Source organism: Imperialibacter roseus (assembly GCF_032999765.1).
GTDB lineage: Bacteria > Bacteroidota > Bacteroidia > Cytophagales > Cyclobacteriaceae > Imperialibacter > Imperialibacter roseus.
In genome coordinates, this window is the sequence record NZ_CP136051.1 from 3462056 (window position 1) to 3477115 (window position 15060).

The 15060-nt window shown below is 45.6% G+C and carries 17 protein-coding genes and 1 pseudogene; 10 read left to right on the top strand and 8 right to left on the bottom strand.

Annotation, left to right across the window (positions count from 1 at the left end):
- Nucleotides 1–104 precede the first annotated feature (104 nt).
- From recN to ispE, 3 genes are all read left to right on the top strand, one after another.
- Nucleotides 105–1760 carry a DNA repair protein RecN gene (recN, locus tag RT717_RS14335; RefSeq protein ID WP_317487069.1) on the top strand — a complete coding sequence of 552 codons (1656 nt, stop codon included), beginning with the start codon at nucleotides 105–107 and terminating at the stop codon, nucleotides 1758–1760.
- 50 nt (nucleotides 1761–1810) lie between these two features.
- Nucleotides 1811–2623 (top strand): enoyl-ACP reductase FabI, encoded by an 813-nt coding sequence (locus RT717_RS14340; RefSeq protein WP_317487070.1) that lies wholly within the window; start codon nucleotides 1811–1813, stop codon nucleotides 2621–2623.
- A gap of 126 nt (nucleotides 2624–2749) precedes the next feature.
- Nucleotides 2750–3553 (top strand): 4-(cytidine 5'-diphospho)-2-C-methyl-D-erythritol kinase, encoded by an 804-nt coding sequence (gene ispE / locus RT717_RS14345; RefSeq protein ID WP_317487071.1) that lies wholly within the window; start codon nucleotides 2750–2752, stop codon nucleotides 3551–3553.
- Here the strand turns inward: ispE and RT717_RS14350 are convergent, their stop codons facing one another.
- From RT717_RS14350 to tgt, 3 genes are read right to left on the bottom strand one after another with little or no spacing between them, the layout of a single operon-like run.
- The gene (locus RT717_RS14350) at nucleotides 3554–4465 is read right to left on the bottom strand and encodes a DMT family transporter (RefSeq protein ID WP_317487072.1); all 912 of its coding nucleotides are present in this window, start codon (nucleotides 4463–4465) and stop codon (nucleotides 3554–3556) included.
- Complete coding sequence (locus RT717_RS14355; protein ID WP_317487073.1) at nucleotides 4462–5535, bottom strand: LptF/LptG family permease; 1074 nt, start codon at nucleotides 5533–5535, stop codon at nucleotides 4462–4464. Before RT717_RS14355 ends, RT717_RS14350 begins: the two co-directional genes overlap by 4 nt.
- Before the next feature lie 4 nt (nucleotides 5536–5539).
- Nucleotides 5540–6670 carry a tRNA guanosine(34) transglycosylase Tgt gene (gene tgt / locus RT717_RS14360; RefSeq protein ID WP_317487074.1) on the bottom strand — a complete coding sequence of 377 codons (1131 nt, stop codon included), beginning with the start codon at nucleotides 6668–6670 and terminating at the stop codon, nucleotides 5540–5542.
- 406 nt (nucleotides 6671–7076) lie between these two features.
- On the opposite strand from tgt, the pseudogene tnpA reads away from it, so the two are divergent.
- A pseudogene (gene tnpA / locus RT717_RS14365) lies at nucleotides 7077–7536 on the top strand (IS200/IS605 family transposase).
- Nucleotides 7537–7710: 174 nt separating this feature from the next.
- Nucleotides 7711–8454 carry a glucosamine-6-phosphate deaminase gene (locus RT717_RS14370; protein ID WP_317487076.1) on the top strand — a complete coding sequence of 248 codons (744 nt, stop codon included), beginning with the start codon at nucleotides 7711–7713 and terminating at the stop codon, nucleotides 8452–8454.
- Between the two features lie 9 nt (nucleotides 8455–8463).
- Here the strand turns inward: RT717_RS14370 and RT717_RS14375 are convergent, their stop codons facing one another.
- The 5 genes from RT717_RS14375 to RT717_RS14395 all read right to left on the bottom strand — a co-directional run bounded on the left by RT717_RS14375 (nucleotide 8464) and on the right by RT717_RS14395 (nucleotide 11426).
- Entirely contained in the window at nucleotides 8464–8679 is a 216-nt protein-coding gene (locus RT717_RS14375; protein ID WP_317487077.1) for a type II toxin-antitoxin system PemK/MazF family toxin, read from the bottom strand.
- 102 nt (nucleotides 8680–8781) lie between these two features.
- On the bottom strand, nucleotides 8782–9009 hold the full coding sequence (locus tag RT717_RS14380; RefSeq protein WP_317487078.1) for a hypothetical protein: 228 nt from the start codon (nucleotides 9007–9009) through the stop codon (nucleotides 8782–8784).
- 49 nt (nucleotides 9010–9058) lie between these two features.
- Nucleotides 9059–9745 (bottom strand): LytR/AlgR family response regulator transcription factor, encoded by a 687-nt coding sequence (locus RT717_RS14385; protein ID WP_317487079.1) that lies wholly within the window; start codon nucleotides 9743–9745, stop codon nucleotides 9059–9061.
- On the bottom strand, nucleotides 9742–10794 hold the full coding sequence (locus RT717_RS14390) for a sensor histidine kinase (RefSeq protein ID WP_317487080.1): 1053 nt from the start codon (nucleotides 10792–10794) through the stop codon (nucleotides 9742–9744). Before RT717_RS14390 ends, RT717_RS14385 begins: the two co-directional genes overlap by 4 nt.
- Before the next feature lie 5 nt (nucleotides 10795–10799).
- Nucleotides 10800–11426 carry a hypothetical protein gene (locus RT717_RS14395; RefSeq protein WP_317487081.1) on the bottom strand — a complete coding sequence of 209 codons (627 nt, stop codon included), beginning with the start codon at nucleotides 11424–11426 and terminating at the stop codon, nucleotides 10800–10802.
- A gap of 278 nt (nucleotides 11427–11704) precedes the next feature.
- Here RT717_RS14395 and RT717_RS14400 point away from each other — a divergent pair, with 278 nt between their 5' ends.
- From RT717_RS14400 to RT717_RS14420, 5 genes are all read left to right on the top strand, one after another.
- Entirely contained in the window at nucleotides 11705–12484 is a 780-nt protein-coding gene (locus RT717_RS14400; RefSeq protein ID WP_317487082.1) for a hypothetical protein, read from the top strand.
- Between the two features lie 176 nt (nucleotides 12485–12660).
- Nucleotides 12661–13773: a glycosyltransferase gene (locus RT717_RS14405; protein ID WP_317487083.1), complete on the top strand. Its 1113-nt coding sequence runs from the start codon at nucleotides 12661–12663 to the stop codon at nucleotides 13771–13773.
- Nucleotides 13764–14372, top strand: coding sequence for an RNA polymerase sigma factor (locus tag RT717_RS14410; RefSeq protein WP_317487084.1), 609 nt, complete (start codon nucleotides 13764–13766; stop codon nucleotides 14370–14372). The genes RT717_RS14405 and RT717_RS14410 overlap by 10 nt, the downstream gene beginning before the upstream one ends.
- A 117-nt stretch (nucleotides 14373–14489) precedes the next feature.
- Nucleotides 14490–14702 carry a hypothetical protein gene (locus tag RT717_RS14415; protein ID WP_317487085.1) on the top strand — a complete coding sequence of 71 codons (213 nt, stop codon included), beginning with the start codon at nucleotides 14490–14492 and terminating at the stop codon, nucleotides 14700–14702.
- Nucleotides 14689–15033 (top strand): type II toxin-antitoxin system PemK/MazF family toxin, encoded by a 345-nt coding sequence (locus tag RT717_RS14420; protein WP_317487086.1) that lies wholly within the window; start codon nucleotides 14689–14691, stop codon nucleotides 15031–15033. Before RT717_RS14415 ends, RT717_RS14420 begins: the two co-directional genes overlap by 14 nt.
- Nucleotides 15034–15060: the final 27 nt, after the last annotated feature.

Genomic DNA, 15060 nt, shown 5'->3' on the forward strand with positions numbered 1-15060 from the left:
AGCGATTCTTTTAAAGAATTCTCCTACCATCTCGGCATTCAAAACATTTAAACTTATATTTTTGACTTCCTTAACTTAAGGTATAGAGGAAGTAACCGGCAACTATGTTAAAACACCTGCTCATTAAAAACTATGCACTCATTGAGCACCTGGAGATGACACCATCGTCCAGGCTGAACATGATAACAGGTGAAACTGGCGCAGGTAAGTCCATTATGCTGGGTGCTGTTGGCTTGCTGCTGGGCAACCGGGCAGATACGAAGTCACTCTACAATGAAAATGAGAAGTGCGTAGTGGAAGGCTCTTTTGATGTTTCTGCCTATAAGTTGGCCCCGCTTTTTGAGGAGAACGAGCTTGATTATGAAGCAGTAACACTGATCCGAAGGGAAATCAGCCCGTCAGGTAAGTCAAGAGCCTTTGTGAACGACACACCGGTTACGCTGGATGTGCTCAAGTCGCTGGGCGATCATTTGATGGACATCCATTCGCAGCACGACACGTTATTGCTGGCCTCTAATAAGTTTCAGCTGGGCGTGATTGACGCCTATGCCGGCAGCCAATCGCTGATAGATAGCTATGTTGGCTTTTTCAAAAGCTTCAGGAAGAAAAAGAAAGCTTACGACCAATTAGTGAATGAAAGCACTGAGTTGCAAAAGGAAGCGGAGTACAACCTGTTCCTTTACACCGAGCTTGAAAAGGCAGCACTGAAAGCAGACGAGCAGCAACAATTGGAAGATGAGCTCGCTACTTTGGAGCATGCCGAAGAAATTAAGCTAAGGCTCAATGAAAGCCTGCAGCTGCTTAGCGAGGCAGAATTCTCTATTGAAAGCCAGCTGGCGCAGGTAACGCATGCCCTGTCTGCTGCTGGTAAGTTCTCAGGAAAAATCAATGCCCTCAGAGAGCGGCTGGAAAGCGCTGTGATTGAGCTACAGGACATTGGCGAGGAAATAAAAAAAGAAGACGATCAGATTGAGTACGATCCTGAGAAAATACAATTGACAAAAGAGCGGGTTGATTTGATCAACCAGCTCCAGCAGAAGCACAGAGTGGCCTCTATTGAAGAGCTGCTCGTTATTCAGCAAAACCTTGAAGCCAAGGTGAGACTTGTCCAAAATATGGACGACACGCTCACAGATGCCAAAAACGAGCTTGATGAAGCGGAAAAGGAATTGGCGTTGGCGGCCACTAAATTGACTGAGCATAGACAGTCTGCTTTTGCCGGATTCTCGAAGGCAGTAGTGGAGATAGTGAGAGAGTTGGGTATGCCTTTGGGATCTTTCGAGGTCAGCCACAAGCTGGTGCCCCCAACAGAGTCAGGTGTTGATGAAATTGGTTTCCTTTTTAGCGCCAACAAGGGCATTACCCCAAGGGAGCTCAAGGACGTAGCCTCTGGTGGTGAATTTTCACGGCTCATGTTTGCTATCAAATACATCCTCACAGACAAAACTGCCTTGCCTACCATCATCTTCGACGAGATTGACACGGGTATATCCGGTGAGATCGCCAACAAGATGGTAGGGATGATGAAAACCATGGCCATGAAGCACCAGGTAATTTCTATTAGTCACCTGCCCCAGTTTGCAGCCAAAGGCGATGCCCATTATTTTGTTTACAAAGACAATAGCAGCGATAAGGCAGTGAGTAAAGTAAAACTGCTAGCAGAGGAAGAAAGGGTGAATGAAATTGCCAAGATGATTGCCGGTGCCTCCCCTACTGCGTCTGCGCTGCAGAATGCCAGGGAACTGCTGCAACAGGATTGAGTTAAATTTTTCTATTTTTGCCCATATTACATTCGCTTAAAACAAGAACTATGGCTTATAATCTATTAAAAGGAAAAAGAGGTATTATTTCTGGGGCATTGGATGAGAACTCCATTGCCTGGCACGTGGCCGAAAAAGCCCATGCCGAGGGTGCAACTTTCACGCTGACGAATGCACCAATTGCCATGAGAATGGGCAAAATAAACGACCTGGCCAAGGCCTGTAATGCTGAAATCATTCCTGCTGATGCCACGTCTGTGGAAGAACTGGAAAACCTTTTCAGCAAATCGACCGAGATATTGGGTGGGAAAATTGACTTCGTGCTACACTCTATCGGTATGTCACCTAATATCCGCAAAGGGAAGTCGTACGGCGAACTGAACTACGACTGGTACCAGAAGTCCATTGATATTTCTGCTCTTTCCTTTCATAAAATGATGCACGTGGCTGAGAAGCAAGACGCACTGAACGAATGGGCGTCTATCGTTGGCTTGTCCTATATAGCTGCACAGCGCACCTATCCTTTTTACACCGATATGGCCGATGCCAAAGCTGTGCTGGAATCCATTGCCAGAGGCTACGGATACAGACTGGGCAAAGCGAAGAACGTGAGGGTGAATACGATCTCTCAATCGCCGACAAAAACGACTGCTGGGTCAGGTATCGATGGTTTCCAGAGCTTTTATGACTTTGCTGACAAGCAGTCGCCATTGGGCAACGCTCCAGCTGGCGCATGTGCCGACTATTGCATTTCCCTTTTCTCAGACCTTACCCGCATGGTAACGATGCAGAATCTCTACCATGATGGTGGATACTCCAGCACTGGTATATCTGAAGAAGTGATAGAAATGTTCAATAAGTAAAATTAAAGATAGGTCTCAATCTGGGATCTATTGAACAACGTGTCATCCTGGGCCTGTCGAAAGTACTTCGTTTTCAGAACGCCGTCTTCGACAAGCTCAGACTGACATTCATACTTTAATTTACCCGTGATCACCTTCCCCAACGCCAAAATCAACCTGGGACTTCAGATCCTTCGTAAAAGAACCGATGGGTACCACGATATATCCAGCCTTTTTCTGCCTATTCCACTAAAGGATGTATTAGAAATAGTTGAAGCCAAGTCAACAACCTTTACGTCTTCAGGTTTGCCTATCCCGGGCAGCAGCGACGACAACCTTTGCCTGAAAGCCTATCACCTGCTCCAAAAGGACTTTGAGTTGCCGCCTATCAGCATCCATCTCCACAAGGCCATTCCCATGGGTGCCGGTCTTGGCGGCGGCTCTGCCGACGGCGCTTTTATGCTGGTGATGCTCAACAAGAAGTTCGGACTGGGACTGATCGACACACAGCTGGAAGACTACGCCGGGCAGCTGGGCAGCGATTGCCCTTTCTTTATAAAAAACCAACCGGCCATTGCTTCCGGAAGAGGTACTGAGCTCAGTAGCTTTCCTTTAGACTTAAAGGGGCATTATCTCCTTCTGGTGTTTCCCGGCATTCACATTGGCACCCGTGAAGCCTACGCTGGTGTAACACCCAACGATCAGCAAAAAGCCATCACGGAAGTATTATCAATGCCTCTCTCTTCATGGAAGGATGTGCTGGTAAATGATTTTGAGCAATCTGTCTTTCCCAACCACCCCTCTCTGAGGGAAATAAAGGAAAAGCTTTATGCCGACGGGGCGGTGTATGCCAGCATGACTGGATCTGGCTCAACGATGTACGGGATTTTCGAAAACAAGCCAAAGCTGAAACTGGCAAATGAAATGAATAGCTGGGCAACCATGCTCTGATCACCTCAGCACATCTGTCTCCAAGGCCTTTCTTTCATAATACCTGTTGATCCAAGGGTATACCAACACAGAAGACAAAATAACAAGTGTGCCGAGGTAAAATCCCGGTTTCATTTTCTCCTGTTCTCCAAAAATCAACAATGCCAGAATGATGCCGTAAATAGGTTCCAGATTAACGGCCAGGTTGACTGCAAATGCCGGAATTCTCTTCATCAGTTTCACCGACTCGGAATACGCATACACGGTGCAGGCGAGCGCCAAAATGATCAGCCAGAGTAAATCATATCCTTGTAGCCCAAGTTGAACGCCATCTGAAAAGAAAGCACCATAAATCGGAAAGAACAGTGCTATGCTCACTGTGGCTCCAATCATCTCGTAGAACGTGACGGTAAAGTGGTAGTGCCGCTGCGTAAACTGAGAGTTGATGACAGTGAAAACGGCGGCGAGAAACGCCGAGACTATAGCAACGAAAAGGCCCCAGGCATATTTGAACTCTACATTGAAAATAATAACGATGCCCACTATCGCCATCAGCCCCAGCACAACTTCGAAGCCTTTCACTCGTTTTTTGGTCATGAGAGGTTCCAAAAGACTTGTCCATAACGAAATGGTGGCAATTCCAGCCAGGCAAACAGAGATATTGGAAAGCCGGGCGGCAGCAAAGAAAAGTATCCAGTGTACCCCAATGATAACGCCCGTCGCCAGTGTTTTAACTATGTCCAGTGTGCCGATAGCGAAGCTCTTTTTTCCAACCAACAGCATGACGCCCAGTGCGATGGCGGAAATGAATGTGCGGTAAAAAACCAGCTCTACCGACGGCATGCTGACAAGCATACCCAGTATGGCGGTAAAGCCCCATAAGAAAACGATGAAATGAAGCTGCAAATAGTCTTTGGTGTACTGGCTCGTCATCGGGGAAGTGTGAAATACATGAGCCCGCCTATAGTACCAAACACGATATTAGGCAGCCACACTGCCAGAATAGGATTCATCGATCCAGCCTCGGCCACTGCCCGTGAAAAAGTATAAAAAATGATGTAAAGAAAGGCCAGCGCAAAGCCCAAAGCGATGAGATAGCCTGTGCCTCCTCTCGACTTGCGTGCCGAAACAATCACTCCTATAAAAGTGAGGATGATGACAGCGAACGGCTGCATATAGCGAATGTACTTCTCAATCTTATAAATCACTACGTCTTCGGCTCCCCTGGCTGTTTGTAGCTGAATGTGCTCCTCCAACTCATTCATGTTCATCGTTTCCTGGCGGCCGTAGTTGTTGGCAAAGTCAGCCGGCGACAGACTTAAAGTCGTGTCAAGTTGGGTACCAGCGGTTATTTTCTCCTCAAAACCATCAATCTCCCGAAGCTGCCAGTTGATTACCTTCCACTTGTGAGTAGTAGAATCCCAATCCATTCGGTTGGCCACCAGTTTGGCCTTCATCTGATCCCCCTCTATCTTCTCAAGCGTTACTTTGTAGGCCACGTCCGAGCTGTTATTATAGCTCTGCAGGTACAAGTAGGTGTCATCTCCCACCTTCATATGAATATCCCTTTCAACAAAATAAAAGGCCTTTTTCACATAGGCCACCTCGAATCCAATCCTGAATTTATTGGCATTGGGAATAATGTAGCCGTTGAAAAAGAAAGTGAGTATGGCAACAAGAACAGCGCCTATGGCATAGGGCACAAGCATGCGTTTGAAGCTTATGCCGCTGGCCAGAATAGCAATTATCTCTGTTCGGGCGGCCATATTGGCGGTAATGAATACCGTGGCTATGAAGACAGTGATGGGGGTGATTAAGCTGGCGAAAAAAGGAAAAACAGTGAGGTAGTATTTGAAAATAATGAGCGCATCCAGCCCATTCTTAATGAACTTGTCATTCTTTTCAGTGAAGTCGATTACGCAGATGACAGACACAAGCATTACCATCACAAAGAAGAATGTGACCAGGAATTTCTTGAGAATGTATTTGTCGATCAGCTTCATTTCACTACAAGCGGTGGCTTACTTTCTTCACCATAATATCTTTCCAGCTGGCAAAAGTGCCGTCGATGATTTTTTCCCTTGCCGCATTAACCAGCCAAAGATAAAAAGTAAGATTGTGAACCGTAGCTATTTGTGCTCCCAACATTTCCTTGCTCATGATAAGGTGGCGCAGGTAAGCCCGGGAATAGAAGGTGCTGGCATATCCACCAACTGTTGCATCAATGGGCGAAAAATCATCCTTCCATTTCTCATTCTTAATATTGATAATCCCCTCAGAAGTAAACAGCATGCCATTTCTGGCGTTTCTTGTCGGCATCACACAGTCGAACATATCAACTCCCAAAGCGATGCACTCCAGAATGTTGGCTGGTGTGCCCACTCCCATCAGATAACGGGGTTTGTCGGCAGGTAGTATATTGCAAACAAGGTCTGTCATTTCGTACATAAACTCAGCGGGCTCCCCCACCGACAGACCACCAATGGCATTGCCATCCATGCCTCTGGAAGCTATGTACTCCGCTGAAATCGTACGGAGCTCCTTGTCCACGCTGCCCTGCACAATAGGAAATAAAGCCTGCTCGTGACCGTAAAGCGGCTCCGTTGTTTTCAGGTGGCTGATGCACCTGTCCAGCCAGCGGTGGGTCATCTCCATCGATTTTTTCGCATAGTCCAACTCGCAGGGAAACGGAGGGCACTCGTCAAAAGCCATGATAATGTCAGCGCCAATGGTGCGCTGAATGTCCATGACATTTTCAGGCGTAAAAAGGTGATTGGAGCCGTCGATGTGCGATTTAAACTTAACGCCCTCTTCTGTGATTTTGCGTTGATCGGCCAGTGAATAAACCTGATACCCGCCGCTATCGGTAAGGATTGGCCCTGTCCAGCCATTGAAGCCATGGAGCCCACCGGCAGGTTTTAAAATATCCAAACCTGGCCTGAGATAAAGATGATAGGTATTGCCAAGGATGATTTGAGCTTTGATGTCCTCCTTCAACTCCCGCTGGTGCACGCCCTTTACGGAGCCTGCTGTGCCCACCGGCATGAAGATGGGGGTCTGAATCTCACCGTGCCCTGTGCTTAGCTGCCCGGCCCTTGCTTTCGATCCTTTGTCTGTGGCTTGAAGTTTAAATTGCATTCCTTTTTAAAAACAGGTGCAAAAATAGCGTAATAATTGGCAATAGAGAGAGAATGCGATGCAAGTATCGTCGCTAATCCCAACTCGCAAGCCTAAGACCCATATACCATCCCTACGGGATTCTGATTTGTCGCTAGTTTCCTTCCTATCGACCTTTATGTCGTCCCTAACGGGACTTTGGATACTGTGAAAATATGATCGGGAATCAAATAGTTTTCGGAACTCCACAAGGATGCTTCATGCCTAATCTGAGCATTAGAGTCAGACTTACACCCAATTTATAATAAACCTAGTCCCATCGGGACGCTACATCGGTAGTCCCATCGGGACGGCATATTGGTCGCCCAAGGGGCGAAAAAAGGTCCATCGAATCCCGTAGGGATGGCATATTTATTATATTTAAATCATGCCAAACACCTACACACAAATCCATCTTCAAATTTTTTTTCGGTAAAATACAGACAGGGATTAATTGAAAAGGCATGGAAGGATGACTTGTATAAATACGTAACGGGCGCATTCAATCTTATGATCATAAAATGCTTGCTATTAACGGTGTGGAAGATCATATCCACATTTTGATAGGCATGAGACCTACCCAATCTCTTTCTGACCTTTTGCAAGACACAAAATCAGGCTCTTACAAATGGATCAATGATAACAAGCTGACCAAGCGGAAATTTGCCTGGCAAGAAGGATATGGAGCCTTCTCATACAGCAAGTCCCATGTTCCTAATGTTATAAGGTATATCCATAATCAAGAAGAGCACCATCGAAAAAAGAGCTTTCTGGAAGAATATGAGGAATTTCTCAAGAAGTTCGAAGTGGATTATGACCGGCGCTACATTTTCAAAGAGCCAGAATAGTCTCTGGCAGAGAGAAGAACTATATGCCATCCCTACGGGATTCTAATTTGTCGCTGGTTTGCTCCCAATCAACCTGTATATCGTCCCGATGGAACTAGTCTGCCGAGAACCAGTCAGTCAAATCCCATCGACAATACATATTGGTAACCTAGGCTCGACACACTATCTTCGCCAATGCAAAGCACCTACGACAGCATGACCATCCAAACCTACGCCACCTACGAAGAGCTCTCCCGCAAGACAGCTGATCTGATCATTGAAAGCGTAAAAGATAAACCCAATCCACTCGTCTGCCTGGCTTCCGGACATACACCTATTGGGGTATTCAAATGCCTTGTGGAAGATGTGAAGGCTGGCAAACTGGATATCTCGAACTGGACGTTTGTTGGCCTCGACGAGTGGAACGGCATGAACGGCACCACCAAAGGCTCTTGCCGGCAAATGATGGATGAAGACCTGTTCGAACCACTAAGCATTCCTGAAAAACAGATCGTCTTTTTTGATGGCACCCAACCCAACGTGCAGGCGCAATGTGATGAGGTGAATGAGCTGATTCACCAACACGGAGGCTTGGATGTGATGCTGGTTGGAATAGGCCTCAATGGCCACATTGGCATGAATGAGCCGGGCACGGCCTTCGACACTTTTGCCCACATTAGCCAACTGGCAGAAGAAACCATCACGGTGGGACAAAAATACTTCCCGGGAGAAACGAAACTCTCCACCGGCATCACCATGGGATTGAAGCATTTTCAGGAAGCCAGGCTGCCCATCATTATGGCCAATGGAGAAAAGAAAGCGGACATTATAGCTAAAGTAGCCGCCTCACAACCAATCGAGAGTCTGCCCGCCAGCATTGTGCATATGACTCCGCAGGCATATATAATGGTGGATAGAGCAGCTGGTAGCTTACTATAGAAAAGGAACCTAAGCTAGCTCAAACAAGTTGATTAAGCTCTTTTTTAAACCGTCTTGTTCAGTTTGATTGAGCCTCCCCAACCGTCCGATCACCAAGGCTTTATCAATCGTCGTTATCTTTCTCAACCGAACCAACGAAGCCTTCTTGAGTCCATTCTCTAAAGTTGGGGACAACTCCACGTCAAATTCTTCTTTCCATCTCAACTGAGTCGTGATAAATGACACAGTTATATCTGAATCAGATTCCAAAAGGACTAATGCTGGACGAGTCTTCGCACCCGATAAATCTGTGAAAGGAAAGGGGGATAAGAACGATATCGCCCCTGGTCACTGGTACTTTTCTTTTAAGTCATCGACTGAATAAAGCTCTTCTTCCTCCTCAAGAAACTTAAATGCTACCGAATCACTGGCTAGTTTCTGTATTCCTTCAGTGATTACCGCTTCATCAATCCTGTTTAGTAAAAATTCTGCAAAGTCCGACACCTCTCTAAGCTTCTGGTCAGGTAGCTTATTAAGATTTTCCATGGTTCTTTTTATCAATACCTCTCGTGTCATCACAACTCAATTTAAGACTAAAATACTTAAAATCTTATTTGAATCCATCTCACCCACCCAACCGCTCCATCAATTTATCTTTATAAGTCAGCCCTACCGGCAGCATCTCCTCTCCCACTTTCACCTGATTGCCTTCCAGATACTGAATCGCCTGTAGAGAAACGACGAAGGATTTATGTAGCCTGATGAATTTGCTTGGTGGCAGTCCATCTTCAATGTTTCTTAAGGTCTCATTGGTGATCAATACTTTGTCACGGGTGTATACCTTCACATAATCACCAATCGACTTAAAATAAAGAATATCTTCCAGCCCTATTTTGTGAAGCTTTTTATCAGCCTTGACTACAAAATAGTCCGCCTCCAGCTTTCTTCCTGAGGCCTGCAAATAACTCTCAACTTTGCTGACCGCCTTCAGAAAACGTTCGAAGGAGCACGGTTTCAGCAGATAATCGACAGCCTCCACCTCAAATCCCTCTACAGCAAACTCAGGATAGGCAGTGATGAACACAATGGCTGGTGGCTTTGCTAACGACTTCACCAGGCTGATGCCCGACAGCTTGGGCATGTTGATATCAAGAAAAATCAGATCAATGGGCTGACTCCTGATCATCTCAGCGGCCTCCAGCGCATTGCTGCACTTAGCCGCCAGTTCCAGCTGAGGCGCATCGTTCACATAGCCTTCAATTACCTCTTGCGACAGCGGTTCATCATCCACAATAAGGCACCTGAGTTTCATCGTAGTTCTATTGTTAGGTTTACTTTGTACTCTTCTTTCCCTTCATTCAACTCCAGCGTATAACGGTCTTCATATATCAATTTCAGCCGCTTTTTTACATTTTCCAGCCCAATGCCTCCGTATTTTCTCTGCTCCACATCGTCAATGCTACCCATATTGTTCCGACAGGTGAAATTGACAAAATCGTCCCCGACTTCCATTTTTACATCAACATAGGAATCGCCTGTCTCACCTTTTACGCCATGCTTGAAACTGTTTTCAACAAATGGAATAAACAACAATGGCGCAATTTGCAGTTCTCTTGCCTCGCCAGCTACTTCGAATGATATGCTGGCATGGTGATCGGATCGCAGCCGTTGCAGATTGATGTAATTTTCAATAAAAGCTATTTCCTTTTCAAGCGGCACCTTCTCATCTTTTGCCTCATAAATCATATATCGCAAAACCTCTGATAGTTTGAGTATAGAGGCTGGCGTTTTCTTGTCTCCCTTTAGCGACAGACCATACAGGTTATTCAGGCTGTTAAACAAAAAGTGCGGGTTCACCTGCGACTTAAGGGCTTCCAACTCAGCATTGAGCTTTTCTTGGCGGGTCTCTGCCAGTTTGGTCCTCGCCTCGGCCAGCTGAAACCATCCCTTCGAAAGCTTCAGCAAGGTGCTCGCCCCCATGTATACTGCGAAAAACTGAATGATGTCCACCAACTCGTAGTAGCTAATGAAGTAATAGCCCGGCAGAAGAAAATCAACAAGGTAATCGAAAAACCAGATATTAAGCTGGCTAAACACCAGGGTGGAAAGACCGACTAAAGCGATGTAAAAAAAGTACCTACCCTTGTCCAATAGGTTCGGGATGAGTACCAGAAGGTTGAGATAGACGGGCATGATCAGGGTAAAATGAAACAATCCGTCATAGATGTAGTCGATGTTACGAATTTCACTGTCAGTCGAAAAGATCCTCAGCAGCACATAAAAAGAAAGTACCCAAAAGGCCAGGTGCTGCACCGGCCGATTGGATAGGATTCTTTTGAGGACTGTGTTGTTTTCAGCCATAAAGTTTAACGCTTTCGTACGAAAACATCAGGTTGAACATAAGCCTGAGGGTCGCTTTGGTATTTAAGCAGAAACTTCTGAAGTTCCTGAGTGGAGGCAGTAAGCACAATCTCAGCATCACCATACAACGTCAGCTTTTCGTGAGAGATCCGAATTTGGTTGTTCTTTATGAGGTCGCTCACCCACTCACCGTTGATTTGAGACAGGAAAAGCGAGTCCCCCTTCAGGTCAATTTTGGCAAATGTGTGCACCGGCAATAAATTCGCAACCATAAACTCGTTGATCAATTTCTCGTTGTATTTCTCCCAGGGAAAAATATCTACAAAACGATGCTTGCCAAGCCTGACAAGGTGAAATTCAAATGCATACAAGCTATCTTTCTCATCTTTATAACTGGCCAGGTACATCTTGTTGCGTCTCACAGCCTCCTTTTGAGACCCGGAATCCAGGGCTTGCGACCGAACGGCACTCTCCAGGCTCCACAACCTGCCATCGTCGTCCAGCCAATCGCCTTCCAAATCGTCATCATATACCAATACTTCTTCGCTGTAGAGAGGATGCAAAGACTGAACTGAGCAGGCGGAAGCAGCTAATAAAATAATAAATGATCCAATAATCGATTTAGCTTTCATCTTCTTGTGTTTTGTGATTAATTCTTTGCACGAAGAAATAGTCCATCTATCGAACGCTCAAAAAACTTCGATGTACTCCAAAAAACTCGGGGTAAAGTGAGAAATAGTGCCGGTCTTTTCTAATTGAAAAATATGCAATGCCTTCATTTTTTCGATTGGAATTGCTCTTCGCACTATCTCCATCGATTTAAAAATAGCATTAACTTATTGATTATAAGATAATTACAATATTGGCACGCATTTTGGCTATATCAGGGTAGAACCAAACAATTACGGTCATGAAAACTTCTACATTAATTCTGAGTTTGAGCTTGCTGGTACTAGTTAGTGCTACAGAAGCTGTTTCACAACCTTCATTTGCCTTCTATTATAGCAGCTACGGTGACCAGCTAAGCTGGAATGTGCCCCAGGCAGTGATGTACAAAATAAATCGTTCTTACTACGGTTATGATGTAGTCCATGTTCGACAGGTACCTTACAGAGGTTTCATTGACTTCGAAATAATCCTTGAAAACAGAGGCACCTTCGTGTCAGTGAATATAGACCACTACGGCAGAATCCTGAACTCGGTGCAGATGGTGAACTCCCACTTTGCGCATCACATTTGTGACAGCTACTGTGGATTCCACGCCAATCACTACCAGAGGTACTACCGTCCGAGACCTGTAGTGGTGGTTAATAAGTATCACCATCACAACAATGGGCATGCCTACGGGAACAATCACCATAATAAGTACGGTCATAACAATGATCACAATTATGGTCACAACAACCATCAGAAAGGCCACCAAAATGGCAAGTATGATAACGACCATCGTGACAATAATCAGTATCGTGATAGTCAGAACGGAAAGAGCTACGACAAAGACGGGCGCCGTGACAACCACCAAAATACCGGACAGGGCAGCTCAAATGATAAGTACCGTGGGCAGGCCAGCGACAGCAGAGTGGCTAGCACCGGAAGCAAAACTGAAAGTACTGGTTACAGAAGAGGCCTTCAAACTGTGAAGCCGGCGACAACCGAAACGGCTCGCCAGGTAAGCACTAGAGGTAACTAATTGCTGAATAATTGATAGTTCGTTGTTGGAGTTTGAAAAGGAGCGGCACATGTCGCTCCTTTTTTTGTTTTGCACCAACCCGGGCAAATCATCGTTTCATATTTAGCCCTTCAATTCGATCATCTAATTGGCTAAAAAACCTATCTTTGATGCTTTTGAAAACTTGAGCGTTCTACATGGAGTATCTGGTACCAGCCTTGGGTGGTTTTTTTCTTTTTATTCATCTCTTCTTTCAATTCAAGTGGTGGATTGGTTTAAGCAAAGTCAATACGCAGCAGAAAAAGCTCACCAAAACTGACGTGGGTGTATCCGTCATTGTTTGCGCTCACGACGAAGAAGAGAACCTCAAAGAACTCATTCCCCTCCTTCTGGCCCAGGATCACCCTAACTTTGAAGTAATCATAGTGGATGACCGCAGCAATGATGGCACCTACGATTACTTGCTGGGCCTAAAGGACAGCACGCCAAAGCTGAAAATGGTTAGGGTAGACAGCTCGCCTAACCATGTTAACGGCAAGAAGTACGGCCTGACGCTGGGGATAAAAGCAGCGGCCAACGACATTGTGCTACTCACCGACGCCGACTGTCGTCCTGCTTCCGACCAGTGGGTGGCAGAAATGGCTAAAGGGTTCAGCTCAGAAAAAATTCAGTTCGTGCTGGGGTATTCTCCCTACTATAATGAAAAAGGATTTCTAAATAATTTCATTCAGTGGGAAACCACTATCACGGGCATCAACTACCTCGGCTCAGCTGGTGTGGGTGGCGCTTTTATGGGCGTTGGGCGTAACCTGGCTTACCGAAAGTCGTTCTTTCTCGACAACAAAGGTTTTAATGCGCATTTGAAAGTGACCGGAGGCGACGATGATTTGTACGTAAATGCCCATGCCAATTCAAAAAACACTATTGCCATCGTGAACCCACAAGCGCTGGTTTACTCTCATCCTAAAAGGTCATTCGGCTCCTACTGGGTGCAAAAGCTAAGGCACCTTTCGGTGGGTAAAAGATATAATGCGGGCGACAAAATTAATTTAGGTCTCTGGTCGTTTTCCCAGATAGGATTTTGGGTGACTTTGCTTATTTTAGCCCTTTCAAATACCCAACCCTACTGGGCTTTGGGAGTTTTTTTGGGCAGGGAAGTATTGACCTTGGGCTTGTTAAGTTACTTCCATCGGCTAACCGGACATCGTTTTTCTTACTGGGCGCTACCAGTAATTGATTTATTTTATGGAGTATACCTGCTTCTGGTTGGTGGCAGGGCTACATTTGCTAAACGGGTTACATGGACGTAAACAAACAATTTTCTGACAAAGCATTGCGGGACTTCAAGCTGATCGACAAAGCCACTGTTGACGGAGAGGAGAATGCCTATGCAGATTTGATGCAGCTATACAAGAAGCCCGTTTATCACATGATCCTCAAAATGGTGAGGAACATTGACGATGCAGAAGACCTGACTATTGAGGCATTTGCCAAGGCGTTTCGGAATCTGCACAAATTCAAGAAAGACTACACGTTCAGCACCTGGCTGTTTCGCATAGCCACCAATAATGCCATTGACTTTATCAGGAAGAAGAAACTGGATACCTATAGCCTCAACACATCTTTCACTGACGAAAGTGGCGACTCAGTGAATATAGATGTGCAGGATGAAAACCTGAATCCGGCAGAGGAAACCATCAAAACACAGAAGATAGAGATTGTGCAGATGTTTGTGAACAAGCTGCCCGCCAAGTACCAGAAGCTGGTGCGTCTTCGCTATTTCGACGAGCTAAGCTATGAAGAAATAGCCGTGGAGCTTGATGCGCCGCTGGGCACAGTGAAAGCACAACTGCACAGGGCTCGGGAGCTAATGTACGACTTGGTAAAGGAGAAAAAGGATCATATCTGAGGATCATGTCTGGTTCCTGCTGGGGTTTATCAGAGTACGGACAGTGGGTTTAGAGAACAGGCCTGGGAAATAGAACCTTGATGAAAAATATCGTTTATCATTTAACGGCGAATTACAATGAAAACAAACGACCTGATAAAGAAAATTCAAAGGCTGCCAATATCGCAGAGAATCGACCTGGCGGAGAAAATAATCCATTCACTAAAAGAGCCTTACGGAAATGAGCAACTTGCTGTGGCTGCGGATACATTGATTGAAGACTATCAGTCCGATGAGGAATTGACTGTTTTCACATCACTTGACCTGGAAGGTTTCTATGAAGCAAAGTGAAATTTGGCTAATAAATCTGGATCCCACTGTTGGTGCTGAAATCAAGAAAACCAGGCCAGCCGTCATCGTTAGTGACAATGGATTAGGCAAGCTTCCTCTTAAAGTTATTGTGCCCGTAACCGACTGGAAAGAAAAATATGCTATTGCCCCATGGATGATAAAAATGAACCCTGATTCGTCGAATGGGCTGCTTAAGGATTCCTCTGCTGATTGCTTTCAGGTACGGTCTGTCTCGCAAGAGCGTTTCGTTAGAAAGATCGGAGAGGTTGACAGGACAACCTTCGGAAAAATTCAAAAAGGTCTGTCTACCGTCCTATCAATTAACTATTAACCCGTCCTAACCCGGGACTTCCAAAAA